This window comes from Enterococcus mediterraneensis, from assembly GCF_900604485.1.
In the GTDB taxonomy this organism is placed as follows: Bacteria; Bacillota; Bacilli; order Lactobacillales; family Enterococcaceae; genus Enterococcus_C; species Enterococcus_C mediterraneensis.
The window spans coordinates 2,213,848-2,240,237 of the sequence record NZ_UWOP01000001.1; the positions used below are offsets into that span (position 1 = coordinate 2,213,848).

Here is a 26,390-nt window from a genome sequence, read left to right on the forward strand (position 1 = left end):
ACAAGCAGTAATAAAGCAGACTACCCCAATGTTAGAAAAAATCGTTGTTTCATTATGCAAAGATGATTTTCTTGAAAACGTGCATTTAATCGTTGGGGCATTCTGCTTTTTATATGTCTTTGGTTTAACACTCTTTTTTTTAATGAAAAATCAATCAAAGCACGTTATACTAGAAACTGTTGAATGAAAAACAAGGGAGGAAGTTAACTTGTCAGAGAATCGAGAAACGTTTGCAATACTTTTGGATCAGATCCAACTTGAGCCAGAAGAACGACAACATCCCTTAATTTCTACAGGTGAAATCAAAGAAGTAATAGTTCATCGGCAATCGAAGGTTTGGTCTTTTGTTATCACTTTTGATCAGATACTGCCGGTCTTTTTGTATCAATCTTTCCGTCAGCATCTTGAGATGGCTTTCAAGGATATTGCGAAAGTCGCATTGACGATCGAAACGAAAACATCAGATTTCGATGAATTGCTTTTACAAGAATATTGGGCGGTAGCCATTGCAAACCATAGTTGTGATACTCAGTTAGCCCAACAGACGATCAAATCGCAATTGCCTTTATTAAAAGATAAAAAAGTACTTTTACCGATCTCCAATGAAGCGGTCATTCCATATCTTGTCCAACAATATTTGCCGATCGTGGAACAAAGTTATCGCCGTGTAGGATTTCCAGCATTTCGGATCGAACCGCGGGTAGATGAACAGCAGGCGCAAGCGGCATTAAAGGAATTGGAAGCTAGAAAAGAAGAACAGGCGCAAGTCTTCATGCAGCAGGCTGCGGATAATCTTGCGGCTCACGAACAGCGGAAAAAAGAGAAGAAGGAACGGGGACCTGTTTTAGAAGGCCCGATCCAACTGGGGCGCAATATTCCAGCAGATGAACCTATCACACCGATGGGAAATATCTTGGAAGAAGAACGACGGATCACCATCGAAGGTTATGTTTTTGATAAAGAAGTGCGGGAACTGCGCTCGAAACGCAAGATCTTGACCCTGAAAATCACTGACTATACATCATCTTTTATTGTCAAGAAATTTTCCAATAATGAAACGGATGAACAGATCTTTGACGCGATCGCCAAAGGCAGTTGGCTGAAAGTTCGAGGAAGTATCCAAGAAGACACCTTCATGCGGGATCTGGTCATGAACGCGCAAGATTTGGTGGAAGTCAAACATGCTGAACGCAAAGATTATGCCCCTGAAGGCGAAAAACGGGTAGAATTACACTTACATTCCAATATGAGTACGATGGATGCGACAGCCAATGTGGGAGAATTAGTAGCCCAAGCTGGAAAATGGGGACACAAAGCCATCGCCATCACGGATCACGGCGGTGCCCAAGCCTTTCCGGAAGCTCACCAAGCTGGTAAAAAAGCAGGCGTGAAAATCTTATACGGCGTTGAAGCGAATATCGTGGATGACGGTGTTTTGATCGCCTACAATGATCAGCACCTTTCCTTGACGGATTCTACTTATGTAGTGTTTGACGTGGAAACGACGGGTCTGTCGGCGGTTTATGATACGATCATCGAATTGGCGGCAGTCAAGATGCATAAAGGGAACGTGATCGCCACCTTTGACGAATTTATCGATCCCGGTCACCCATTATCCAATACGACTATCAATCTGACAGGGATCACTGATGAAATGGTGCGGGGTTCCAAATCAGAAAGAGAAGTCTTAGAATTGTTCCGGGAATTTTCTAAAGATACGATCTTGGTAGCCCACAACGCGTCATTTGATATGGGCTTTCTGAATACGACTTATCGCCGACTAGGGATGCCGGAAGCGCAAAATCCGGTGATCGATACGCTGGAGTTGGCACGTTACTTGTATCCGGAATTCAAACGATTCGGTTTGGGCGTATTATCGAAAAAATTCGGTGTCGGATTGGAACAGCATCACCGGGCCATCTATGACTCGGAAGCGACTGGACATTTGGCATGGATCTTTGTCAAAGAAGCGATGGAAAATCATGAGATGTTCTATCACGATGATCTGAACCGCCATGTAGGAGGAGAGAATTCCTTCAAAGCGGCGCGGCCGTTCCATGCGACGATTTTAGCGCAAACCCAAGACGGATTGAAAAATCTGTTTAAATTGATCTCTATGTCAAACGTCAAATATTTCCATGACAAAGTTCCCCGGATCCCTCGTTCTGAATTAGTCAAATTGCGTTCAGGGCTTTTAGTAGGTACCGCCTGCGACAAAGGGGAAGTTTTCGTGGCGATGATGCAAAAAGGGATCGATGCCGCTCGCGAATTGGCGAAATTTTACGATTATATCGAGGTCATGCCTAAAGCGGTCTATGCACCATTGATTGAACAAGAATTGATCAAAAATGAAAAAGACTTGGAAGAGATCATCCGCAATTTGGTAGAGATCGGTCGTGAATTGGATAAACCGGTCGTTGCTACCGGGAATGTTCATTACTTGAATGAAGAAGACGCCATTTATCGCAAGATTTTGATCAACTCGATGGGCGGGGCGAATCCGTTGAATCGTCACAGCTTGCCGGATGTCCACTTCCGAACGACTGATGAGATGCTGACAGCCTTTCAATTTTTAGGAGCAGAGACCGCTAAAGAGATCGTGGTGGAAAATCCAAATAAGATCGCGGATCTATGCGAAACCGTGATCCCAGTCAAAGATCAGCTGTATACACCAAAGATCCCCGGTTCTGAACAAGAGATCACAGATCTAAGTTATCAACGGGCGAAGGAATTATACGGCGATCCTTTACCGGAGATCGTTGAAAAACGATTGGAAAAGGAATTGAATTCCATCATCGGTAACGGGTTTTCCGTTATCTATCTGATTGCTCAAAAATTAGTGCATAAAAGCAATGCCGATGGTTATCTGGTTGGTTCACGGGGATCGGTGGGTTCCAGTTTTGTTGCCACAATGACCGGGATCACAGAGGTCAATCCACTGGCGCCTCACTATTATTGCCCAGAGTGTCAGTATTCCGAGTTTTACGAAGACGGCTCTTACGGTTCTGGTTTTGATATGCCGGAAAAAGCCTGTCCAAAATGCGGTACACGCTTGAAAAAAGACGGTCATGATATCCCCTTCGAAACTTTCCTAGGCTTCCACGGAGATAAAGTGCCCGATATCGATTTGAACTTCTCTGGTGAATATCAGCCAGAAGCCCATAATTATACGAAGGTGCTTTTTGGTGAGGATTATGTCTATCGGGCAGGAACGATTGGTACCGTAGCGGATAAGACCGCATACGGCTTCGTAAAAGGCTACGAACGCGATCACAACTTGCATTTCCGCGGAGCAGAAGTCGATCGGCTGGCAAAAGGCGCGACTGGTGTCAAGCGGACTACCGGGCAGCACCCGGGGGGGATCATCGTTATCCCTGACTATATGGATGTCTATGATTTCACACCGATCCAATATCCCGCTGATGATTTGAATGCGGAATGGAAAACCACTCACTTTGATTTCCATTCGATCCATGACAATATTTTGAAACTTGATATTCTAGGACACGATGATCCTACCGTTATCCGGATGCTGCAGGATCTTTCCGGAGTTGATCCTAAAACGATCCCGACTGATGATCCGGAAGTAATGCGGATCTTTGCCGGACCGGACGTTTTGGATGTGACGGAAGAACAGATCTATTCTAAGACCGGAACATTGGGGATTCCTGAATTTGGTACCCGTTTTGTACGGGGCATGTTGGAAGAGACCCATCCGTCGACTTTTGCGGAGCTTTTACAAATTTCCGGACTATCACATGGTACGGACGTTTGGCTGGGTAATGCGGAAGAGTTGATCCGCCGCGGTGAAGCGACATTAGCGAACGTTATCGGTTGTCGGGATGACATCATGGTTTACTTGATGCACGCCGGTCTTGAAAGCGGGATGGCCTTCAAGATCATGGAAACCGTGCGTAAAGGACAATGGAACAAGATCCCTGAAGAACTGCGGGAAACTTATTTGAAAGCCATGAGAGAAAACAATGTTCCCGAATGGTACATCGACTCTTGCTCGAAAATCAAATACATGTTCCCGAAAGCCCATGCGGCAGCCTATGTTTTGATGGCGTTGCGGGTGGCATATTTCAAAGTCTACTTCCCAATTTTGTATTATTGTGCATATTTTTCTGTACGTGCTGATGATTTCGATTTGGTAGCTATGGCAAAAGGAAAAGACGCCGTCAAAGCCAGCATGAAAGAGATCACAGACAAAGGTATGGATGCTTCTACGAAAGAAAAAAATATGCTGACAGTTTTGGAATTAGCCAATGAAATGTTGGAACGCGGCTATGAATTTGGAATGATCGATTTATACAAATCCGATGCTAATAATTTCGTGATCGAAGGCAATAAATTGATTGCACCATTCCGAGCAGTACCAAGTTTGGGATCAAACGTGGCCAAACAAATCGTGGAAGCTCGGAAAGATGGCCCATTCTTGTCAAAAGAAGATCTGGCCAATCGCGGGAAAGTCTCCAAGACACTGATCGACTATATGACAGAGCAAGGGGTACTAAAAGATCTTCCTGACGAAAACCAATTATCATTATTCGACATGCTGTAAGAGATATCTGCAGAAACATCTACAAGCACCAAACACCTTAGCTGGTTTTGATCTATGATAAACTGAGAATGAGGTGAGAAGGATGCGGAATAAATGGTTGGAAGAACAGCTTTCAGCATTGGAGAGTCCTGAGAACGCATTGGTGATCCAAGAAGCGATCCGTTATATCGAGCAATTGGAAGATGATAATGAAAGTCTTCAAGTTGCACTAGAAGGCAATATTTGGAGTCCTAAATTATGGGACCAACCGCCTGTTTCAGAGAATAAAAAGAAGGAATAGCTGAGATTCAGCCATTCCTTCTTTTTTACTTTTTGGTCATTTTTACAACGACTTCGCAACGAGCAGTCTGAGGGAACATATCGACGGACTGTAAATAATGAATATCGTAGACTTTTGCTAATGTTACCAAATCACGAGCTAAAGTCGAAACATTGCAGGAGATATAAACTAATTTTTCTGATGGATATTTGATCAAAGTTTGCAGAAGCTGCTGATCCAATCCGGTCCGAGGCGGATCGACAACGACTGCATCCGGTTCAAAACCTTCTTTTAGCCATTTAGGCAGCAGGGTTTCAGCTGTTCCTGTTTCATAATGGGTATTGGTAAAGCCCATATCCTGTGCATTTTTCCGAGCGTCATCGATCGCTTGGGGAATGATGTCCATTCCGCGGATCTCTTTAGCCAAAGGCGCAAGACTCAAGCCGATGGTGCCGACACCGCAGTAGGCGTCTACTAATGTTTCGTCTTTTTGAAGCGCCAACGCTTTACGGGCTTCACCGTATAAAACGGCTGTTTGTTCCGGGTTCAATTGGAAAAAGGCGCGGGCTGATAAATCAAAAGTCAGATCATTCAATTTTTCGCGAATACTTTCTTTGCCCCACAGATGGATCGTTTCATCTCCCATAACGACAGAGGTCTTTTGTTTTTGGACATTTTGCATGATGGAAACGACTTTAGGCAGACGCTGATTGATCTCGCGGATCAGCGCGTTTTTTTGCGGCAGTTTCGGTGTACTGGTGATGAAGACCAGCTGGATCTCGCCGGTTTGGATGCCTTCTCGCACCATCAGTGTCCGCAAGATGCCAGAATTTTTCCGCTCGTTATAAATCGGTAGCTGATATTTATTGATCAGCTGAACGACGGTATTGATAACTTTTTGTGTATTTTCATGCTGGACTAGACAATTATCAATGGCGACCAAGCGATGAGAGTCCGCTTCATAAAGTCCGGCTTCTGCTCGTTTGGCGGTTTCATTATAACGCAGTTGGAATTGGGCTTTGTTGCGGTAATGCCAAGGATCTTCCATTCCGATAGTTTTTAAAAGACGATAATTTTTATAGCCGGCGGGTTTGAATTTTTCAAGAGACTGTTTCAGCAAGTCCCGTTTGAAATCTAATTGTTGTGGATACGCCAAATGCTGCAACTGACAACCGCCGCAACGATCGTAAAAAGGACAAGGAGGTGTGATACGATCCGGACTGCTTTTGACGATCTTTGTCAGCTGCGCTTCCGCAAAACGAGGGGTGGCTTTAGTGACTTTGACCATGACCTCTTCTGTAGGCAGTGCTTTCGGAACGAAGACGATCAAGCGTTTATAATAGCCGATTCCTTCACCGTTGATACCTAGGCGTTTGATTTTTAGTTTTATTGTTTGGCCGTTTTTAAGGATTTGTTCGGACATAAGAACTCCTTTTCAAAATAATTTCTCGGTTTATTTTAACACAGTTTAGGTAGAGAAATATAATTTTTATGATAAACTAGAATATATGTTCGCAAGGAGGAAACAGCATTGATCACAGTAGTACGTATCAGTAAAGGCAAAAGCAATTTTTTCACAGTCGAGTTTTCTAACGGTGAACAGCTTCGAGTTTCAGAGGATATGCTGGTCCGTCATCGTCTGTTGAAGGGGATGGAACTTTCCGAAGAGGACTTTAAAAAACTTCAAAAAAATACGGGATATGACTTAGGCGTCCAATTAGCGATGAATTATATCAGCTATCAATTGCGTTCTGAAAAAGAAGTCCGCAGTTTCCTAAAAGAAAAAGAAATCCCGGCAGAAGATCGCAATCGGATTATCAGTCGTTTAAAAGACTTGGGAGTCGTGGATGATCGGATCTATGGTGAAAGCTATGTACGAACACAGATGCGTACTTCTGACAAAGGACCGACTGTCGTCAAGCAGCAGCTTCGTCAAAAAGGACTGACAGAAGAATTGATCGAGCAGGTCATCACTTTGTATTCCTTTGACCAACAATTAGAAGTCGCCAGCCATGTAGCTGAAAAAAGTCTACGGCGGATCCACGGGAAAAGTTACAAGGAAACGATCCAGAAGGTGCGGACGGCATTGATGCAAAAAGGTTTTTCCGGAGATGTCATCAGTCTGGTAATGGAAGATCTTCCTTTTGATAAACAAGAAGACGACGAATACGAAGCGCTGGTAAAAGAAGGCGAACGGCTCTGGCGGCGCCATCAACGAAAAGCACCTAGAGAACGCGACAATAAGATCAAACAAAGCTTATTTCAAAAAGGATTTCAGTTAGAGGAAATCCAACGATTTTTAGAAGAAAAAGGATTAGAAGATGAAGAATGAGAAATGGAACGAGTTATCACCGGAAACTGTCGCCAGATTACAGGCGGAGTTTTTAGAATGGTATCATCGGGAAAAACGCAATCTGCCGTGGCGGGCGACCTCTGATCCTTATGCCATTTGGATCTCGGAGATCATGCTCCAGCAGACACGAGTAGAAACAGTCATTGGGTATTATTACCGTTTTATGGAATTGTTCCCGACGATTCATGATTTGGCGGCGGCAGATGAACAGAAACTTTTAAAAGTTTGGGAAGGATTAGGCTATTATTCCCGCGCACGAAATTTAAAAATCGCGGCTCAGCAGATCGTCGACGAGTACCACGGAGAGATGCCGAAAACTATCGAGGAGATCCGAAAGCTAAAAGGGATCGGTCCGTATACCGCCGGAGCGATTGCTAGTATCGCCTTTGGTCTGCCGGAACCGGCGATCGATGGTAACGTGATGCGGGTCGTCAGCCGTCTATTCGAGATCGATGAAGATATCGCTAAAGCCAGCAGCCGCAAAACGTTTGACGAAGCGATGCGAAAAATCATTTCACACGAAGAACCAGGAGAATTCAATCAAGCCTTGATGGATCTGGGGTCAAGAATCTGTACACCAACATCGCCAGAATGTGCGGAATGTCCATTGCAGGATTTCTGTTTAGCCTACAAGGACGGTCGTCAAGAAGATTTTCCTGTCAAAACGAAAAAACTCAAACCTAAAGATGTTTATTATGTAGCTACCGCTCTTGAAAACTCTAAAGGCGAGTATCTGCTGCAACAGCGTCCTGCCAGCGGTCTTTTGGCCTCCATGTGGACATTTCCGCTAATGGAAGTTTCCGAGACGGAGTATCAACGTCTGCTGAAGGAATGGCAGAAGAAAACAGATGAACAGCTTTCATTATTTGTAGCTGAGGAATCGGAGCTGCCGGAGTTCTTTGATCAGAAAGTAGTCTGGCAAAAACGGCATCTAGGTGAGATCACCCATATTTTTAGCCATTTGAAATGGCATGTGCTTTTATTTTACGGACGAACGGAACAAAAAGAACTGGAAGAGAATCAGCGTTTTGCTTCCGTAAATGCTTTCAATGAGTATGTATTTCCTAAGCCGCAGCAAAAATTAGTGGAACAGTTGAAGAAAAATCATTTATCAGATAAAGATTTCTAGGCAAAGCCTTTTTTTATTGCTATAATGTTTACGATGTCGGTGTAATGAACACCCAAACAAATGCAGTAAGACTGCTGAGGGAAGGGTAGCTATGCGAGTTCCTAAAGAGGGAGAGTTTGTTTCCATCCAGAGTTACAAACATGATGGCAATTTGCATCGAACGTGGCGTGATACGATGGTATTGAAAACAAGTGAGTATTCAATGATCGGCGTGAACGATCACACATTAGTGACCGAGTCAGATGGCCGCCGTTGGGTAACACGCGAACCAGCAATCGTTTATTTTCACAAAAAATACTGGTTCAATGTAATAGCAATGATCAGAGAAAAGGGGGTTTCCTATTATTGTAATCTAGCTTCACCCTATTTATTGGATGACGAAGCCTTGAAATATATCGATTATGATTTAGATATCAAGGTATTTCCAGATGGTGAAAAACGTTTATTAGATGTGGATGAGTATGAATTGCACAGCAAGATCATGCATTATCCTGATGACATTGACTATATTTTAAAAGAAAATGTCAAAATACTGGTAGACTGGATCAATAATGGTAAAGGACCATTCTCAGAAGGCTATATTGATATTTGGTATAACCGCTACAAGCAATTGTCACGTAAATGAGGAAAAACAGCAGGTGCTCTATTGCCTGTTGTTTTTTTATAACAATTTTGCCCTCTTACATCAGGAGCTGATTTAAGACAAGATTAAGGTATGTAAAGTAAAATAAAAGTATCAATGAAAAGCAGGACAGCCTATGAATAAAAACTTCTCCGTTAAATCAAGACACGTTATACTTGTTATTTTTTTGTTAGCGATCGTTATTTGTGCCAGTTTGGGGGCCAGCACGAAACAATCATCCCCTCCGGATAACTCAGAAGTATCCACTGAAAAAACGATCACAAGTTCTGAACCAGAAGAACCTGTTCGAGAAGAAACTACTGAAAAATTGGTCCAAGTTTATGTGGACCCCAAACTCTATGATTCAGCAGTAGTTACTGAGAATGATTTCGTTGCTTTGTATAAACAGGCGGATGAAAACAGCGCAGTCCAAGAAAAGCTCCATCGGGGAGAATGGACCGCTTATTTAGGTGAAGAAAAAAATTGGATCCATGTTCAGACAAACAAAGGAAAGACCGGCTATATCTCAAAGGAAAACACTAAAATCAAAGAGATCACTCGCTATAAGGAACCAAAACAGCTGCAGCAGTTGACCGTTGTTTTAGACGCGGGGCATGGCGGGATGGATTCAGGTGCGGTCAGTAATGATGAAACGGTCATGGAAAAAGAATTGACCTTGAAGACTGCGCTGGCTGCTGGAGAAGTTCTTGAAAAAGCCGGGATAAACGTGATTTATACTCGCACCGAAGACACCTATTTGGAACTATCGGAAATCACTGAATTCAGTCTGGAAAAAAATTCTGATCTGTTTCTTAGTTTTCATTACGATAATTATGACTACGCAAATGTGATGAAGGGATTCACTACGTACTATTACTACGATAAAATGAAAAAATTTGCTGAGACTGTTACTCAGGAATTAGCGAAGGAATCAACGCTTAATAATAATGGGGTACGAGAAGGAAATTATTATGTGATCCGAGAAACATATATTCCTAGTCTGCTGTTGGAGCTCGGGTATATGAATTCCGATGAGGATCTGCAAGTCATCACGACAGAAGAATATCGCCAAAAAGTTGCTCAAGCGGTTTTAGCCAGTGTGAAAAAATTTGCTGATGAAGATTATCTTATCTGGAATGTTGAAAAAGAATAAATGGCAAGGATAAAAACAAAAATAAAAACAAACAAGATGAGACAAAGGCTAAATTCATGCGTTTGTCTCATCTTGTTTATAATTCTTTTTTCATTGCGATGTGCTGAATGCCAGCATCAAGGAAAACTTCGCCATATGCTTGATAGCCCATTTTTTCATAAAATTCTTGGGCAGTCAATTGCGCGCCTAATTTGATGGTAGTAAATCCTTGTTGTTTTGCAAACTTTTCTGCTTCAGCAATGATGATGTTGCCAAGACCACGATGACGGGCTTCTTTTTTGACCGCCATCCGTTGCAGTTTCATCGTCGTTTCATCCACTGGCAACAGACGAACTGTAGCTAGTGCTTCGTTATCTTCGTAGAGTACGAAATGCACCGCGTATGCTTCGTCTTTGTCGATCTCTCTTTCTAATTGAACACCTTGCTCTTTAACAAATACTTGATAGCGGATCTTCAAGGCATCCAAATAGATTTGACTCATCGTATCTTTAGTTTGTACAATAATCACTCTTCTCACCTCGTTAGTAGTATACCTAAAGTTGAAGGATCTGCAAAATAATTGATCAGAACGCAATTAAGACAAGCTGTTTTTTTAAAGATAGGTTATAATATGATCATAGGGAGGGAAGACATTGTTTGATAAACTAAAAAATTCAAAATTGATGTTTTGGTCGCTTGAACTACTGATCCTAGCGACATTGGTCTTTGTTTCAACAAAAATAAATTTCTTGTTCCAACCGATCGGAACTTTCTTCACGACGTTATTTCTTCCGGTCTTGATTGGCGGCTTTTTATATTACGTGTTGAATCCGATCGTCAACTTTTTGATCAAGTATACGAAAATGAAAAGAATCTACGCAGTCATTCTGGTTTTCATTCTTTTAGTAGGTGTACTGGTGTGGATGGTTCTCAGCGTGATCCCAAGCTTGGTCAGTCAGATTTCTTCTTTGGCTGAAAATATCCCGACATTTGTAAGCAATATGCAAAATTGGGCGAGGAAATTCATCGAAAACCCGATCTTCAATCAGATCGACATCGAACAACAGATCGAAAAAATGGATATTTCCTATTCAGCACTTATCCAACGCTTTTTAAGCGGGTTGTCAAATAGTTTAGGATCGATTTTCAGCACAGTCGCTTCCACAACCGTTACGATCATAACGGTGCCGTTTATTCTCTTTTACATGCTGAAAGACGGTGACCGTCTAGTGCCGAATATCCAACGCTTTTTCCCGGAAAAAAACCGAAAAGAGATCGTTGACCTATTGGGACAATTGAATCAAACGTTGTCTAATTATATCAGCGGACAAGCTATCGAATGTATCTTCGTTGGTACATTCACGTTTATCGGCTATCTGATCATTGGTGTCGACTATGCCTTTTTATTTGGCGTTATCGCCGGGATCACTAATTTGATCCCTTATCTGGGACCTTATCTGGGACTTTTGCCGGCAGTGTTAGCGACAGTCTTCAATGAACCTTTCACAGCGTTATTGTGTTGCGTAGTCGTGCTTGTCGTCCAACAAATTGACGGTAATGTGATCTATCCAAATGTAATCGGCAAATCTTTGTCGATCCATCCGCTAACGATCATTTTAGTTTTGCTCGTGGCTGGGAACATCGCTGGTCTGTTCGGTATCTTCTTGGGGATTCCTTTTTATGCGATTTGCCGGACGATCATTGTGTTCGTTGTTCGTTTGATCCGCACGAATCGGATCAAAGAAAGCCGAGAAAAGCTGACAGATACTACAAATGATTTATGATGATGGGCTTTTTATTGCAAAGAAAACCGCTTTGTGATACGATTTTAGCGTGGCAGAATGCCACGCTTTTTTTCTATAAAATTGTTTAAAAATAAGGAGAGATTGCTATTATGAATGCTGACCCGGAGAGTCAGTCGCTTTTAGCGCAAATTTTATTATTGATCGTTCTTACGTTGATCAATGCTTTTTTAGCCGCTTCGGAAATTTCATTGGTTTCTATCAATAAAAACCGAGTGGAGCAAAAAGCTGAAGAAGGGAACGTCAAGTCACAGAAACTATTAAAAATCTTAGAGGATCCTACCAATTTTCTTTCAACGATTCAAGTTGGTATTACCCTTGTAAATATTTTATCTGGGGCTTCGCTTGCTGATACATTATCCAGCCGTTTGGCATCTGCGTTGGGAGATATTCCTGCGGCAAAAAGTATTTCCAGCGTTATCGTCCTTGCGATATTGACATATGTTTCCATTGTTTTTGGTGAACTATATCCAAAACGAATCGCTTTAAATAAAACAGAAGAGGTTGCTTCATTTACTTCAGGAGTCATTCGTTCTTTAGGAAAGATCGCAAAACCGTTCGTTTGGCTGTTGTCGGCTTCAACTAGCTTGTTGGCGCGGATCACACCGATGGATTTTGATGATGAAGACGATAAGATGACTCGTGACGAAATGCGGTACATGCTGGAAACAGAAGGCGTTTTGGAAGACGAAGAACGTGAGATGCTTCAAGGAGTTTTCTCATTAGATACAAAAGTTGCCAGAGAAGTGATGGTTCCACGTACAGATGCATTTATGGTGGACGTTAATGATCCAGTAGATGATATCGTATCAGAGATCTTGTCTGAAAGTTATTCTCGTATTCCAGTTTATGATGAGGATAAAGATAAAGTTATCGGTGTCCTGCATACGAAAAATCTATTAAAAGCAGCGTATCAAGTCGGATTTGACAAACTTGATCTGCATAATATTTTACAAGAACCGTTGTTTATGCCGGAAACGGTATTTATTGATGATCTGCTTTACGAATTGAAACGGACACAAAACCAAATGGCGATCCTGCTGGATGAATACGGCGGTGTCGTTGGGGTTGTGACTTTAGAAGACCTGTTGGAAGAAATCGTCGGCGAGATCGATGACGAATCAGATGAAGTCGAAAACATGTATGAACAGATCAACGAGTCCGAATATATGATCCAAGGTCGGATGCTGATCGATGAATTCAACGAAATATTTGACGAAAATCTGCATATGAGCGACGTAGATACGATGGCGGGTTATTTGATCACTGCGTTGGGAACGATTCCTGATGAAGGCGAGAAACTTTCTTTTGACGTAGACAACATTACGTTGGTCTCAGAAGAGATGGAAGGTTCGCGCGTATTGAAGATCAGAGTTTTTTTCCATCCTGAAGATACAGATGTCGAACCGGAAGAAGAACGCCGGCATTTTCGTAAAGAGTTTGAAGAAGATGAACCTCGCAGATAGTAAACATCTTTACTGATCAGATGGGACAAGAGAGCATGCCGTTTGGTTTGCTCTCTTTTTATGGATTTTATAACTTCCTCAAAAACAATTTTGAACTTTTATATTGATCCATGCTATACTATCCTAGTTGAAAAATACAGGTGACACTAGATAAAGAAAATGAAAAGGATGAATGAAATGGACAACCCGAAATTACATGAGCAAGTCGACAGTCGTCGAACGTTTGCCATCATTTCCCACCCGGATGCGGGGAAAACGACGATTACTGAACAACTGCTTTTATTTGGTGGAGCGATCCGCCAAGCCGGTACCGTAAAAGGAAAGAAAACCGGAAACTTTGCAAAATCCGACTGGATGGAGATCGAAAAACAACGGGGGATCTCGGTAACCAGTTCGGTGATGCAATTTGACTATAATGGCAAACGGATCAATATTTTGGATACACCAGGGCACGAGGATTTCTCTGAAGATACTTACCGGACATTGATGGCCGTCGATAGTGCCGTAATGGTCATCGACAGCGCAAAAGGGATCGAAGCGCAAACGAAAAAACTTTTTCAAGTCGTCAAAAAACGCGGTATCCCGATTTTTACTTTTATCAATAAACTGGATCGCGATGGTCGCGAACCGTTAGATCTTTTAGAAGAACTAGAAGAATTATTGAATATCGAATCTTATCCAATGAATTGGCCGATCGGTATGGGTAAAGGTCTGCAAGGTCTTTATGACATCCACAATCAGCGTGTTGAATTGTATCGTCCGGAAAATCCGGAAGAACGATTTGTTGAATTGGATGAAAACGGAGAGATTCCGGCAGATCATCCTTTGCAGCAAAACAATGTTTACCAACAAGTACTAGAAGAAATCGAATTATTGCAAGAAGCCGGCGATGATTTCGATGAAGAAAAAATCGCGAAAGGAAATCAAACGCCCGTCTTCTTCGGTTCGGCGTTGACCAACTTTGGTGTACAGACATTCTTGGAAACATTTTTACAATACGCACCAGCACCTTATGCTCATAAAACGATGGATGAAGAAGAGATCAGTCCTTACGAATCAGATTTTTCCGGCTTCGTCTTTAAGATCCAAGCCAATATGAATCCTGCTCACCGGGATCGGATCGCATTTGTCCGTATCTGTTCAGGAACTTTTGAAAGAGGCATGGATGTCTTTTTGGAACGGACAGGCAAGAAAATGAAGCTGAGCAATGTTACGCAATTTATGGCGGACACTCGTGAAAATATCGAAGAAGCCGTAGCCGGCGACATCATCGGGGTATATGATACCGGTAATTATCAGATCGGTGATACATTGTATGAAGGCAAATTAAAAGTTGCTTATGAAGAACTGCCTTCCTTCACGCCGGAACTGTTCATGAAAGTCTCTGCGAAAAACGTCATGAAACAAAAGTCCTTCCATAAAGGAATCTATCAGTTGGTGCAAGAAGGCGCGATCCAATTGTATAAAACTTATTTGACCGATGAATACATCATCGGCGCGGTAGGACAACTGCAATTTGAAGTCTTCCAATACCGGATGAAAAACGAGTACAACGCCGAAGTAGTGATGACACCAATGGGGAACAAAATCGCCCGCTGGATCGACCCAGAAGATCTGGATGAACGAATGAGCTCCAGCCGCAATATTTTAGCAAAAGATCGTTTCGACCAACCATTGTTCTTATTTGAAAACCAATTCGCGGAACGCTGGTTTGCGGATAAATATCCTGATGTGAAGTTGAAGAGTTTGATGTAAGAAAGCGATATTCAGTATCTTGTAATGCTGAACGTCGCAAGCGATAGATTTTCGCAATTTAATAGAACAATTTGTAAAAAGTCCTTTTTACCTGAGCTGGTAGAAAGGCTTTTTTGCGTAGCTGATCATCAAAGTAAAAAATTTTTAAAAAGCTATGAATAAAAGAAATTTCTCTATCAATATTTGGTAAGTGTATTATCTATATTTGATATGCTAAATGATGATTATTATTTTGTTGATAAAAATAGCTATGTTTTGCAAGTATAGTAACTAGCGTTATAATTAATGAAAAGTATTTAGATAGGAGATCATTATGAAAAAAACAAGTCAAAAAGAAATTAAAGAAACTATACTATCGAATCTGTATGATTTGGTGCTGGATTCAACAATCAAGGAAAACGAACGAAAGATCTTGTTAGAAGCGAAAAATAATCTAGAAAAAAATAATTACTTTCCTAGAGTTATGAATAATTTAGAAAAAAATTTGAGACCCGCAGCTATTCGTGGAGAATTGTCTAAGCCTGTCGCAAAATTTTATATGGACATTTCGACAGTAGGAAAATTTGAAAAGGAATTAGGACGCGGTTTGGCATCTGCACCAATTACGTTTGGACACTAGAGACAAGTAATGTGATGTAAAAAATACAAAAATAGATAGGATACCACTAAAACATAATAGACGGGTGTATAAAAGTTTGTATTAATTAAATAAGCGAAATGTGAGAAGAAAAACAGGATTATTCAAAGGAGAGCATGATGAGAAAATTCCAACGTTATCTTGTGTATTATTTATTGATGGGGATAGTTTTTTTCTTGCTTAGTTTAGTCATTCTTTTAAAGAAGAAAATTCTTATTGGATCTTTGTGTATGATCGGGTGTTTTGCTATATTTTTCCAGTGGTGGAAAATCAAGAAAGTTCTTAAAGAAGTTGAGTATCCTACTGACAAAAAACCGTTTTGAGATAGTAGTCAACTAGTAAATTTAGATTTGAAATATTTATTTTAGCGAACAATTTACTTTTCAAAAATCGGTGGTTTATGTTAAAGTAACGAAAACTTCTTTCGACATATAGAATGAAACCTAAAAAATTTTAGCCAATTATGAAAATGAATTCAAAAAAGGTATATTTTAAACTAAGTGTTAGTGAAAAGAAAATTGTTCTAAACTAAAGGTATTAGTGAGTTTTTTAGGTGATATATTCATAACAGAAAGAGTTGTATAAGAAAATGGTATAAAAAAGACAGTTTGATGGGCTAAAAGAAGTTAGAAGGAGGAGTGGTCAATAATATATAGCGAAACAGCAAGTGGTTTAGTTTTTTGAATATTTTATGCCAAGTATTACGAATCATTGCTTTTTTCTTTATTTTTTTAATAAAAGCCGCCGTTCATAATGGAGTAAAAGAATCAAAAACAGAGGAAATAAATATAAATTTCAATGGGATCAATGATCCTGAACAACCCAAAATCGACAAAGCAGATGAATCAAGTAGATGATAGTTCTTTATGAAGAAATTGTTTTTTACATTTACTATTATCGATTTAATTTAGGATGTGATCAAAATGTTTAAAACAAAGAGAGACAAACAAGTATTGTTTCTATATGTACTAATGATTGTTTTGATCGGAATTTATGGACTTTTGACAGATACAAACGTAAATTTTCTTGATAGCGGAGTTTTGGCATTGTATTGGTTTTATTATTTGCAGAAATCCTACAAGGAAAAACAAAGACATCAAGTATTTTTATATTCTCTTTTGATGACATTAACTATTTTTCTATCAGCGTGGTGGGTTTTCAATTAGATGGCAAGGTGATTTGAAAAAATTTTACGAAGAGGAAGGAGTGAATGAATACAACGAAAACAACTATTGCAGTACTAGTTTTGTTTGACATCCTAAGTATAGGAAGTTTGTTTATGCCGCTAACGGACTGATATCAGAAAATCTTTTTACTGGCAGTCTTCTATTTATGCATTACTTTTGCAGATTATATATATAAATAGCAAAGTCAAGGCAACTGAAGGTACAAAGGAATTTCATTCTAATATGAGACTCTTTTCTATCAGTCAAATCATTTGCTGTTTTAAATTTCTAGCGTTACTATTAAAAGGTAAAGCAAAATGAAAACGTTATCTTAGAAGAAAGTAGGCGCAGCAAATGGAAAAATTCTATGAAGCAAGCAAAGCGGAAGGTCCTATTGATTTTATCAATGTTTTTGATCTGGAAGAAGCCGCAAAGACGGTGATTCCCACTGGAGGATACGGCTATATCAACAGTGGTGCCGGTGATATTTTTACTTATCGAGAAAATGAACGGGCTTTCAATCATAAATTGATCATTCCTCATGTGTTGAAAGATGTTGAATTACCGGATACAACGACGGAATTTGCCGGTGATAAATTGACGGCTCCTATCATCATGGCACCGGTTGCGGCTCACGGGCTTGCCAATGTAGCGGCAGAAGAAGCTTCCGCAAAGGGTGTAGCAACATTTGGTACGATCTATACCGCCAGTTCTTACGCTTCGCGAACATTAGAAGAGATACGCGCAGCCGGCGGAGCAGATGCACCGCAATGGTTCCAATTTTATATGAGTAAAGATGATGGAATCAATCGTGATATTTTAGATATGGCAAAACGCAATGGTGCCAAAGCGATCGTTTTGACAGCAGATGCAACAGTAGGAGGAAATCGCGAAACGGATCGCCGTAATGGATTTACTTTCCCATTAGCGATGCCGATCGTGCAAGCTTACCAATCAGGGATCGGGCAAACCATGGACGCGGTTTACGGCTCCTCAAAACAAAAATTAAGTCCTAAAGACGTTGAATTTATTGCAAAATATTCAGAGTTGCCGGTCTATGTAAAAGGAGTCCAATCAGAAGAAGATGTGGAACGGGCACTAGGATCTGGTGCGAACGGTATCTGGGTCTCAAATCATGGAGGGCGGCAATTAGATGGCGGTCCAGCATCCTTTGATTCCCTTCAATATGTTGCCGAAGCAGTCAACGGACGGGCGCCTATCGTATTTGATAGTGGTGTGCGTCGAGGACAACATATTTTTAAAGCAATCGCATCAGGAGCAGATCTGGTGGCGATCGGTCGTCCAGCGATTTATGGTCTTGCGTTGGGAGGAGCAACTGGGGTCATCCAAGTATTTGAATTCTTCAAAAGAGAATTGGAAATGGTCATGCAGTTAGCAGGAGCGCAAACCGTCGAAGATATCAAAAAAACGAAATTAAGAGAAAACAACTATTGTTGAAGATTAAAGGTATTTCAAGAATAAGAAAAACAAAATAAAAAAACTATCCGAATGGTAGCTGAGGATCACTGCGTTAACAATTGCGACGCAAACTTGTAAAATATAGGTGTGATTTTCTATCATTCGGATAGTTTATTTTTGACATCATTTTTTGGTCTGTCTATTTTATCAACTGTTGGATTTATACCGCTTTTTTGGAAGAAACTGGCTTTTTGATCGAGATTTCCACTAAACCGGGAAGCTCGATCGTTGTAATGGAGTCTGGATAGTAGGAGCCTTCAGGGAGTTTTTTCAAAAAATATTCTTTTACTTCTTGGATCTCGGATGAGCGTAAGTTTCGTTTTTTGTTAATCAAAAGAATCTCGTTATGTGATGGAGCAACAGTATAGACCACGGTCGTTGATCCGTCTGTATACACTTTGACTAGCTCGGCATCTGTATTTTCAAGCTGATTTTTGACCATACGAGAATGACTATTGGTTACGTTGATCAATTTCATCTTTTTTCACCCCTCATAGTATACACGGTATACTTTTAATAACTCTATTATATATTTTCTTTTGCTGAATTGGAAAGCGATAACCCCTATTATAAGAAAAAAATAACGTTAATGAGTAAAGGGAGTCTCTAGCTGCAAGGAATCTAGAGAATAAAAAATCCAGGACAACAGCGTTGATGGGGCTGTTGTCCTGGATTCAATAACTGAAAAACCGGTTTATTCTGTTGTTTCGCCAGATTCAGACTCTTTTGGTTTAGCAGGCGCATTTTTTGCGACTACTTCGATATTGCCGTCTTTGTCTAATTTTGCTTTTAGATTTTTGATCTTTGGATGATCCAAGTAGTATTCTGCGATACCATCTTCGATCTGATCTTGGATCGTACGACGTAATGGACGAGCACCCATCGCTGGGTTGTACCCTAGATCTACCAATTTTTCTTGTACATTTTTTGGTACATCAATATGGATATTTTGTCCGCTAAGCATTTTATTGACATCTTCTAACATCAAGTTGACGATATTCAATAGATTTTCTTTTGATAATGCTTTGAATTCGATGATCCCATCAAAACGGTTCAAGAATTCCGGTGTGAAGTAATTGTTCAGCTGACCTAAAACAGAACGAGTGATTCCTTCGCGAGCAGCACCAAAGCCGACGTTCGCTTCGACTTTCCCAGTTCCGGCATTACTTGTCATGATGATCAAAGTATCTTTGAAGCTGACAGTTCGACCTTGAGCATCTGTCAAACGGCCATCATCCAAGATTTGCAAGAACATGTGCAGCACATCAGGATGCGCTTTTTCAACTTCGTCTAAAAGGATCAAGCTGTAAGGATTCCGGCGTACTTTTTCTGTTAATTGGCCAGCTTCTTCATAGCCTACATAACCTGGAGGAGAACCGATCAGTTTGGAGACACTGTGTTTTTCCATGTACTCAGACATATCGAAACGAATCATGGAGTCTTCTGAACCAAACATTTCATACGCTAATTGTTTAGCTAATTCCGTTTTACCGACACCGGTAGGACCGACAAATAGGAAAGAACCGATTGGGCGATTTTGTTTGCCTAAGCCGACACGATTCCGACGAATCGCTTTAGCTACTTTGTCGATTGCTTCATCTTGGCCAATCACATGGGCTTTCAAATCGGCAGCTAGGTTTTTCAATTGTGTTTGTTCTTTTTCTTTCAGTTCGCCAACTGGAATACCTGTTCGAGCTTCAACGATTTGTTCCATATCTTTTTCAGAGATCACCGGGATTTCTTCTTCGCTGATTTGGCGTTCTTTCATTTTTTGCAGTTTATTGATTTGATCACGATAATAAGCGGCTTTTTCGAAATCTTCTTCTTGAGAAGCTTGTTGTTTTTGTACTTCAGCATCCGCTAATTTTTTATCGATAACTTTTGGATCGACGATTTGGATCGTCAAATTTTTCTTAGAACCGGATTCGTCCAGCAAGTCGATAGCTTTGTCCGGTAAGAAACGATCTTGAATGTAGCGGTTTGATAAGACAGCCGCTGCTTCGATAGCTTCATCTGTATATTTAACATGATGGTAATCTTCATAACGAGGTTGCAGACCTTTTAAGATAGTGATGGTTTCTTCAACAGAAGGTTCATCGACTCTGACTGGCTGCAAACGACGTTCCAAAGCAGCATCTTTTTCAATGATCCGATATTCGTTGAGGGTAGTAGCGCCCACCATTTGCAATTCACCGCGAGCTAATGCTGGTTTCAAGATATTTCCCGCATCCATGTTGCCATCGCCAGCAGAACCGGCTCCTACGATTTCATGGACTTCATCGATAAATAAAATCACGTTTTGTGATTGTTTGACTTCTTCAATCAATTTTTGAATCCGTTCTTCAAATTGTCCGCGGATTCCTGTTCCTTGAACAAGCGAAGCAACATCTAAACGGATGACTTCTTTGTCCATCAATTTTTGCGGCACATCGCCGTCTACAATCTTTTGTGCGAAACCTTCGACGACGGCAGTTTTACCGACACCGGGTTCGCCGATCAATACAGGATTGTTTTTGGTTCTGCGATTAAGGATCTCGATGACACGTTGGATTTCTTCATCACGTCCTACGACTGGATCGATATCTCCTTGACGGGCTTGTTCAGTGATGTTGATCCCGTATTCATCCAATAAACCGCCGGCGTTAGGGTTTCCTTGGGGTGGTTGTCCGCCGTTGAAATTATTTCCGCCGCCGAATTGGGTAGGAGGAGTTTGTTCCGGAGCAGGTCCTTGTTGCATTTGACGAGACATTTGTCGGAATAGATCGTCAAGGCTTCCAAAACCAAAAGGATCTTGTTGCATCATATTTGGTTGACTTCCTTTTTGATTTTTGATTTTTTGGTAACAACTTTGACAATAATCTAGTTGTTTTCTTTGACCATTTACATTTGCGTATAAATGAATCGTTGCTTCATTCTTGCCACAGTTTTGACAAAGCATAGAATAGTCACGACCTTTCATCCTTTTTTCCTATGAATCAATTTTAACGCGTATCGCGTCTTTCGTAAAAAGATAAACTCAATAGAAGATCAAATCGGTCGTGTAAAACAACTGACCAAATTTGACCTTTGATTTTATTATACTGACTTTTTGATAAGATGCAACTAATTACACTCGAACAGAAGTTCTTTTCACTATTGCTTAGACTAAGCATAAAGCAGTGATTTCGCCTTCTTGTGGAATGCCAAAAAATAAGTATACTAATAATGCAGAGGAGGGAAAATGATGTTTGAAAATCCTTACGAAGAAAAATTGCGGGAGCTGCGTGACGGAACGCTTGCTGAACTTTTAGTAGAGCAGGCGGACTTTTTGACGTTTCGCGAAGCTTGGCTGAAATGCGAAGATCGCACAGCTTTCGTTGGAGAAGCCGGTCTAAACGGAAAAATCATTTATCGCTATCAAAAAAATCAGCCGCCAACGGTTGAATAAACGATTAATTAGTAGAAAACGGTTGTAACATTGATAAAAAAATGGTAATCTTTACAGTTGAAAGGGATTTTTAAATGCCTTTTTTACATTGTAAAAAGCAGAAGAAGCCCTAACAAAAAAACTTTGTTTTATAAAGGAGAACGATCGATTATGGAAAAGAAAGACTTTCGCGTAGTAGCAGAAACTGGAATTCACGCACGTCCAGCTACCTTATTAGTACAAACAGCAAGCAAATTCAACTCTGACATCAACTTAGAGTACAAAGGCAAATCTGTAAACCTTAAATCAATCATGGGCGTTATGTCTTTAGGCGTTGGTCAAGGTTCTGACGTTACAATCACAGCTGAAGGTGCTGACGAAGCAGACGCAATGGCAGCAATCGTTGATACAATGAAGAAAGAAGGATTATCTGAATAATGGCTGAAATGCTAAAAGGGATCGCCGCAAGTGACGGAGTAGCCGTTGCGAAAGCTTACCTGCTAGTTCAACCGGATTTATCTTTCAGCAAAAAAACTGTGGAAGATACAGATTCAGAAGAAAAACGTTTAGACGAAGCTTTGGCAAAGTCTACCGATGAATTGACTCAAATTCGGGAAAAAGCAGCGCAAAGCCTCGGTGAAGAAGAAGCGCAAGTATTTGACGCTCATTTAATGGTTCTTAGCGACCCAGAAATGATTGGTCAAATCAAGCAAAACGTGAAAGATAACAAAGTCAATGCTGAATCAGCATTGAAAGAAGTTACTGACATGTATATCGGTATGTTCGAAGCGATGGATGACAATGCTTATATGCAAGAACGCGCAGCTGACATTCGTGACGTTGCAAAACGTATCATGGCACATTTGTTAGGGGTTACTTTACCAAATCCATCCATGATCAACGAAGAAGTTGTTGTGGTTGCCCATGACTTGACTCCAAGTGATACGGCGCAATTAGACCGCAATTTTGTTAAAGCATTCGTAACTGATATCGGCGGACGTACTTCACACTCTGCCATCATGGCACGTTCTTTAGAAATTCCTGCAATCGTGGGAACAAAAGAAATCACTGCTAAAGTTAAGGCCGGCGATATTTTAGCTGTCAATGGGATCGCAGGGGACGTGATCATCGACCCTAACGAAGAACAAAAAGCTGAATTTATCAAAGCTGGAGAAGACTATGCTGCTCAAAAAGCAGAATGGGAAAAATTAAAAAATGCAGAAACAGTTACAGCTGACGGCAAACATTTCGAATTAGCTGCTAATATCGGTACGCCAAAAGATTTAGATGGCGTACACAATAACGGCGCTGAAGCGATCGGTTTGTACCGTACAGAATTCTTATACATGGATTCATCTGATTTTCCAACTGAAGAAGATCAATATACGGCTTACAAAGCTGTTTTAGAAGGTATGGGAGACAAACCTGTTGTTGTTCGTACGATGGATATCGGGGGCGACAAAGAACTTCCTTACTTGCAACTGCCTCATGAAATGAATCCGTTCTTGGGTTACCGTGCATTGCGTATCAGCTTGTCTGAATTAGGCGATGACATGTTCCGTACTCAAATGCGGGCATTGCTGCGGGCTTCTGCTCACGGCAACTTGCGTATCATGTTCCCAATGGTAGCTACATTGAAAGAATTCCGTGCAGCTAAGAAAATTTACGAAGAAGAACGTCAAAAACTGATCAGCGAAGGCGTTGCGATCTCTGATTCGATCCAAGTAGGGATCATGATCGAAATTCCAGCAGCTGCTGTTTTAGCAGATAAATTCGCGAAAGAAGTTGACTTCTTCAGTATCGGAACAAATGACTTGATCCAATACACAATGGCTGCTGACCGTATGAACGAACGCGTTTCTTACTTGTATCAACCATACAATCCTTCTATCTTGCGCTTGATCAAAAACGTGATCGATGCTGCACACGCAGAAGGTAAATGGGCTGGTATGTGTGGAGAAATGGCGGGAGATCAAACAGCTGTACCATTGTTGATGGGTATGGGCTTGGATGAGTTCTCAATGAGCGCGACTTCTGTATTGAAGACTCGCAGCTTGATGAAACGCTTGTCTACTACTGATATGCAAGAACTTGCTGACCGCGCATTGAAAGAATGCGACACGTTAGAAGAAGTTGTTGAATTAGTAGAACAATACGTAAAATAACGATACTTTTAAAAAAGATGGATGGATAGCTGAATATCAGCTGTTCTTCCATCTTTTTTTAATTACAGCCGTTTTCTTGTTTAATAGTTTTTAAATCTAGGTCTGTAGGTGGAGAGAATTTTAGAAGAGCTGTGCTATAATGTTTGTAACATACAAAAAGGAGGGTATTCTCTTTGAAGGTCTTACTTTATTTCGAAGGAGAAAAAATGCTTGAAAAATCTGGGATTGGCCGAGCATTATCCCACCAAAAAAGAGCATTGAGCGAAGTCGGCGTCGACTATACTTGTGACCCTCATGATGAGGATTACGATATCTTGCATATCAACACCTATGGGATAAATAGTCATAACATGGTAAACAAAGCGCGACGTGCAGGGAAAAAAGTGATTTATCATGCACATTCGACAGAAGAAGATTTCCGCAATTCCTTTATTGGTTCAAATCAGCTATCGCCGATATATAAAAAGTATTTGGTCAGTTTATATTCAAAAGCTGATCAATTGATCACACCGACTCCTTATTCGAAAGAATTATTGGAAAGCTATGGTCTGACAGTACCGATTACTGCTATTTCTAACGGGATCGACTTAGAAAAATTTGCTCCTGATCCTGCAAAAGAACAAAAATTTCGGGAGTATTTCAATTTAGCTCCTGAACAAAAGGTGATCATTTCTGTGGGATTGTTTTTTGAGCGGAAAGGAATCATTGATTTTGTAGAAATAGCGAAGCAGTTTCCGCAATATACATTTATCTGGTTTGGTCATACACCAATGTATACCATCCCTAAAAATATCCGTGATCTGGTAAAAGAAGAACATCCTGAGAATGTTATTTTTCCTGGCTATATCCAAGGCGAGATCATCCAAGGTGCCTTTTCCGGAGCAGATCTGTTCTTCTTTCCTTCTTATGAAGAAACTGAAGGGATCGTCGTTTTAGAAGCTCTGGCCAGCAAACAGAAAGTTTTAGTACGAGATATTCCTGTTTATAATGGTTGGCTGGAAAATCAGCAAAATAGTTATATGGCGAATGATAATCAAGGATTCGCGCAAAAGATTTCCGATATCATGGAAGAAAAACTACCGGATTTTTCGCTCGCTGGCTATGAGACTGCTAAAAGTAAAAGCATTCGCAGAATTGGTGAAGAATTAAAAGTGGTTTATGAACATGTCCTGAATGAGGAAAAAGTAATGTAGTTTGGAGGAAGAAACGTGAAAATCGGATTTTTTACAGATACCTATTTTCCCCAGGTAAGCGGAGTAGCAACATCCATTAAAACGCTCAAACATGAGTTGGAGAATAAAGGTCATGAAGTCTATATTTTTACTACAACAGACCCCAATGCGAAAGCGATGGAAAAAGATATCATTCGTATGCCGAGTGTTCCCTTCATGTCGTTCAAAGATCGTCGTCTAGTGGTTCGGGGAATGTGGTATGCGTATCGTATTGCCAAAGAATTAGAACTGGATTTGATCCACACCCACACAGAATTTGGTGCGGGATTGCTGGGCAAACTTGTAGGGAAGAAATTGAAAGTTCCAGTCATCCATACTTATCACACCATGTATGAAGATTATTTACATTATGTAGCAAAAGGGAAGGTCTTGCGGCCGTCTCATGTAAAATATTTTTCCCGATTGTTTGCCAATCACACAACGGGAGTCGTTTGTCCTAGTGAACGAGTGATCGATACATTGCGTTCTTATGGTGTCACATCGCCAATGCGGATCATTCCTACCGGGATCGAGATCGAAAAATTCGAGCGTCCGGATATCACCGAAGAGACACGTCAAGCTGTTCGCGCAAATTTGAACATTTCTGAAGATCAATTAATGATTTTATCGCTAAGCCGTATTTCATACGAAAAAAATATTCAGGCAATCATTCATGGCTTTTCTGATGTTATCACGCGATTGCCTCAGGCTCGTTTAGTTGTGGTGGGCAAAGGACCGTATCTGGACACATTAAAAGAACTAGTAGATGAATTAGAACTGACCGATTATGTACAGTTTACCGGAGAGGTCCCAAATGACGAAGTTGCTTTCTATTATCATGCGGCAGATTATTTCGTCAGCGCATCGACCTCAGAGACACAAGGATTGACGTACACAGAAGCGATGGCAGCAGGTACACCTTTAGTAGTGGAAAGCAGCGATTATTTAGACAATTTGATCGATGATCCTTCATTAGGGACAACCTTTGAATTTGAAGAACAATTCGCGGAGGCTTTGGTGGCATATATCCAACAGCAAATCCCTAAAAATGAACATGTTTTGGAAACGAAACTCTATGAGATCTCTGCGACACATTTTGGTGAATCGATGCTGGATTTCTATAACGATATGCTGGCTTATTACAGTTCTCTTGAGCTGGAAAAGGACACCGAACCATCCATGAAAAAGATCAAAGTGAAGCTGCGTTCTTTCAAAAAAACCTCGATGTAATGAACAACTTGCGA

Annotated in this window: 21 protein-coding genes; 17 read left to right on the forward strand and 4 right to left on the reverse strand. The window is 40.8% G+C overall.

Translation table 11 applies throughout. The annotated features are described in order from the left end of the window. Positions 1 to 208 precede the first annotated feature (208 nt). Both EFB00_RS10965 and EFB00_RS10970 read left to right on the forward strand, forming a co-directional pair. Positions 209 to 4,564 carry a PolC-type DNA polymerase III gene (locus tag EFB00_RS10965; protein ID WP_122646831.1) on the forward strand — a complete coding sequence of 1,452 codons (4,356 nt, stop codon included), beginning with the start codon at positions 209 to 211 and terminating at the stop codon, positions 4,562 to 4,564. Between the two features lie 82 nt (positions 4,565 to 4,646). Next, positions 4,647 to 4,844, forward strand: a complete 198-nt coding sequence (locus EFB00_RS10970) for a basic helix-loop-helix domain-containing protein (protein WP_122646832.1) — start codon at positions 4,647 to 4,649, stop codon at positions 4,842 to 4,844. A 25-nt stretch (positions 4,845 to 4,869) separates the two neighbouring features. Here EFB00_RS10970 and rlmD read toward each other — a convergent pair whose 3' ends face one another. Next, the gene (gene rlmD / locus EFB00_RS10975) at positions 4,870 to 6,246 is read right to left on the reverse strand and encodes a 23S rRNA (uracil(1939)-C(5))-methyltransferase RlmD (RefSeq protein WP_122646833.1); all 1,377 of its coding nucleotides are present in this window, start codon (positions 6,244 to 6,246) and stop codon (positions 4,870 to 4,872) included. 108 nt (positions 6,247 to 6,354) lie between these two features. On the opposite strand from rlmD, the gene recX reads away from it, so the two are divergent. The 4 genes from recX to EFB00_RS10995 all read left to right on the forward strand — a co-directional run bounded on the left by recX (position 6,355) and on the right by EFB00_RS10995 (position 10,080). Beyond that, positions 6,355 to 7,155 carry a recombination regulator RecX gene (gene recX / locus EFB00_RS10980; RefSeq protein WP_122646834.1) on the forward strand — a complete coding sequence of 267 codons (801 nt, stop codon included), beginning with the start codon at positions 6,355 to 6,357 and terminating at the stop codon, positions 7,153 to 7,155. Continuing rightward, entirely contained in the window at positions 7,145 to 8,305 is a 1,161-nt protein-coding gene (gene mutY / locus EFB00_RS10985) for an A/G-specific adenine glycosylase (protein ID WP_122646835.1), read from the forward strand. The genes recX and mutY overlap by 11 nt, the downstream gene beginning before the upstream one ends. Positions 8,306 to 8,396: 91 nt before the next feature. Beyond that, positions 8,397 to 8,930: a nucleoside tri-diphosphate phosphatase gene (ntdP, locus tag EFB00_RS10990; RefSeq protein ID WP_122646836.1), complete on the forward strand. Its 534-nt coding sequence runs from the start codon at positions 8,397 to 8,399 to the stop codon at positions 8,928 to 8,930. Between the two features lie 133 nt (positions 8,931 to 9,063). Beyond that, the gene (locus tag EFB00_RS10995) at positions 9,064 to 10,080 is read left to right on the forward strand and encodes an N-acetylmuramoyl-L-alanine amidase family protein (protein WP_122646837.1); all 1,017 of its coding nucleotides are present in this window, start codon (positions 9,064 to 9,066) and stop codon (positions 10,078 to 10,080) included. Positions 10,081 to 10,156: 76 nt separating this feature from the next. Here the strand turns inward: EFB00_RS10995 and EFB00_RS11000 are convergent, their stop codons facing one another. After that, positions 10,157 to 10,588 (reverse strand): GNAT family N-acetyltransferase, encoded by a 432-nt coding sequence (locus EFB00_RS11000; RefSeq protein WP_122646838.1) that lies wholly within the window; start codon positions 10,586 to 10,588, stop codon positions 10,157 to 10,159. A 124-nt stretch (positions 10,589 to 10,712) separates the two neighbouring features. Between EFB00_RS11000 and EFB00_RS11005 the strand changes: the two genes are divergently transcribed. The 6 genes from EFB00_RS11005 to EFB00_RS11035 all read left to right on the forward strand — a co-directional run bounded on the left by EFB00_RS11005 (position 10,713) and on the right by EFB00_RS11035 (position 18,343). Further along, positions 10,713 to 11,843, forward strand: a complete 1,131-nt coding sequence (locus EFB00_RS11005; protein ID WP_122646839.1) for an AI-2E family transporter — start codon at positions 10,713 to 10,715, stop codon at positions 11,841 to 11,843. Positions 11,844 to 11,953: 110 nt separating this feature from the next. Continuing rightward, complete coding sequence (locus EFB00_RS11010; protein ID WP_122646840.1) at positions 11,954 to 13,327, forward strand: hemolysin family protein; 1,374 nt, start codon at positions 11,954 to 11,956, stop codon at positions 13,325 to 13,327. 177 nt (positions 13,328 to 13,504) lie between these two features. Next, positions 13,505 to 15,082 (forward strand): peptide chain release factor 3, encoded by a 1,578-nt coding sequence (locus EFB00_RS11015; RefSeq protein ID WP_122646841.1) that lies wholly within the window; start codon positions 13,505 to 13,507, stop codon positions 15,080 to 15,082. 313 nt (positions 15,083 to 15,395) lie between these two features. After that, positions 15,396 to 15,701 carry a bacteriocin immunity family protein gene (locus EFB00_RS11020; protein ID WP_122646842.1) on the forward strand — a complete coding sequence of 102 codons (306 nt, stop codon included), beginning with the start codon at positions 15,396 to 15,398 and terminating at the stop codon, positions 15,699 to 15,701. A 698-nt stretch (positions 15,702 to 16,399) separates the two neighbouring features. Continuing rightward, on the forward strand, positions 16,400 to 16,576 hold the full coding sequence (locus tag EFB00_RS13490) for a hypothetical protein (protein ID WP_164709469.1): 177 nt from the start codon (positions 16,400 to 16,402) through the stop codon (positions 16,574 to 16,576). 663 nt (positions 16,577 to 17,239) lie between these two features. Then, the gene (locus tag EFB00_RS11035) at positions 17,240 to 18,343 is read left to right on the forward strand and encodes an alpha-hydroxy-acid oxidizing protein (RefSeq protein ID WP_122646845.1); all 1,104 of its coding nucleotides are present in this window, start codon (positions 17,240 to 17,242) and stop codon (positions 18,341 to 18,343) included. Positions 18,344 to 18,524: 181 nt separating this feature from the next. Here the strand turns inward: EFB00_RS11035 and EFB00_RS11040 are convergent, their stop codons facing one another. Both EFB00_RS11040 and EFB00_RS11045 read right to left on the reverse strand, forming a co-directional pair. After that, a complete protein-coding gene (locus EFB00_RS11040; RefSeq protein ID WP_122646846.1) occupies positions 18,525 to 18,842 on the reverse strand; it encodes a DUF1827 family protein in 318 nt (105 codons plus the stop codon). 216 nt (positions 18,843 to 19,058) lie between these two features. Further along, positions 19,059 to 21,302, reverse strand: a complete 2,244-nt coding sequence (locus EFB00_RS11045; RefSeq protein WP_206423504.1) for an ATP-dependent Clp protease ATP-binding subunit — start codon at positions 21,300 to 21,302, stop codon at positions 19,059 to 19,061. 285 nt (positions 21,303 to 21,587) lie between these two features. Here EFB00_RS11045 and EFB00_RS11050 point away from each other — a divergent pair, with 285 nt between their 5' ends. The 5 genes from EFB00_RS11050 to EFB00_RS11070 all read left to right on the forward strand — a co-directional run bounded on the left by EFB00_RS11050 (position 21,588) and on the right by EFB00_RS11070 (position 26,376). Beyond that, positions 21,588 to 21,791, forward strand: a complete 204-nt coding sequence (locus tag EFB00_RS11050; protein ID WP_122646848.1) for a hypothetical protein — start codon at positions 21,588 to 21,590, stop codon at positions 21,789 to 21,791. A gap of 150 nt (positions 21,792 to 21,941) precedes the next feature. Next, entirely contained in the window at positions 21,942 to 22,208 is a 267-nt protein-coding gene (locus tag EFB00_RS11055; protein ID WP_122646849.1) for a phosphocarrier protein HPr, read from the forward strand. Beyond that, positions 22,208 to 23,935, forward strand: coding sequence for a phosphoenolpyruvate--protein phosphotransferase (gene ptsP, locus EFB00_RS11060; protein ID WP_122646850.1), 1,728 nt, complete (start codon positions 22,208 to 22,210; stop codon positions 23,933 to 23,935). The genes EFB00_RS11055 and ptsP overlap by 1 nt, the downstream gene beginning before the upstream one ends. A 173-nt stretch (positions 23,936 to 24,108) precedes the next feature. After that, on the forward strand, positions 24,109 to 25,128 hold the full coding sequence (locus EFB00_RS11065; RefSeq protein WP_122646851.1) for an LTA glycolipid anchor biosynthesis glycosyltransferase, IagA/BgsA family: 1,020 nt from the start codon (positions 24,109 to 24,111) through the stop codon (positions 25,126 to 25,128). A 15-nt stretch (positions 25,129 to 25,143) separates the two neighbouring features. After that, a complete protein-coding gene (locus EFB00_RS11070) occupies positions 25,144 to 26,376 on the forward strand; it encodes a glycosyltransferase family 4 protein (RefSeq protein WP_122646852.1) in 1,233 nt (410 codons plus the stop codon). Positions 26,377 to 26,390 lie beyond the last annotated feature (14 nt).

Excerpts from the sequence above, each read along its gene's own strand:
- EFB00_RS10970 (WP_122646832.1), top strand. The coding sequence starts at position 4,647 with ATGCGGAATAAATGGTTGGAAGAACAGCTTTCAGCATTGGAGAGTCCT.
- rlmD (WP_122646833.1), bottom strand. The coding sequence starts at position 6,246 with ATGTCCGAACAAATCCTTAAAAACGGCCAAACAATAAAACTAAAAATC.
- mutY (WP_122646835.1), top strand. The coding sequence starts at position 7,145 with ATGAAGAATGAGAAATGGAACGAGTTATCACCGGAAACTGTCGCCAGA.
- ntdP (WP_122646836.1), top strand. The coding sequence starts at position 8,397 with ATGCGAGTTCCTAAAGAGGGAGAGTTTGTTTCCATCCAGAGTTACAAA.
- EFB00_RS10995 (WP_122646837.1), top strand. The coding sequence starts at position 9,064 with ATGAATAAAAACTTCTCCGTTAAATCAAGACACGTTATACTTGTTATT.
- EFB00_RS11010 (WP_122646840.1), top strand. The coding sequence starts at position 11,954 with ATGAATGCTGACCCGGAGAGTCAGTCGCTTTTAGCGCAAATTTTATTA.
- EFB00_RS11015 (WP_122646841.1), top strand. The coding sequence starts at position 13,505 with ATGGACAACCCGAAATTACATGAGCAAGTCGACAGTCGTCGAACGTTT.
- EFB00_RS11020 (WP_122646842.1), top strand. The coding sequence starts at position 15,396 with ATGAAAAAAACAAGTCAAAAAGAAATTAAAGAAACTATACTATCGAAT.
- EFB00_RS11035 (WP_122646845.1), top strand. The coding sequence starts at position 17,240 with ATGGAAAAATTCTATGAAGCAAGCAAAGCGGAAGGTCCTATTGATTTT.
- EFB00_RS11040 (WP_122646846.1), bottom strand. The coding sequence starts at position 18,842 with ATGAAATTGATCAACGTAACCAATAGTCATTCTCGTATGGTCAAAAAT.
- EFB00_RS11045 (WP_206423504.1), bottom strand. The coding sequence starts at position 21,302 with ATGCTTTGTCAAAACTGTGGCAAGAATGAAGCAACGATTCATTTATAC.
- EFB00_RS11050 (WP_122646848.1), top strand. The coding sequence starts at position 21,588 with ATGTTTGAAAATCCTTACGAAGAAAAATTGCGGGAGCTGCGTGACGGA.
- EFB00_RS11055 (WP_122646849.1), top strand. The coding sequence starts at position 21,942 with ATGGAAAAGAAAGACTTTCGCGTAGTAGCAGAAACTGGAATTCACGCA.
- ptsP (WP_122646850.1), top strand. The coding sequence starts at position 22,208 with ATGGCTGAAATGCTAAAAGGGATCGCCGCAAGTGACGGAGTAGCCGTT.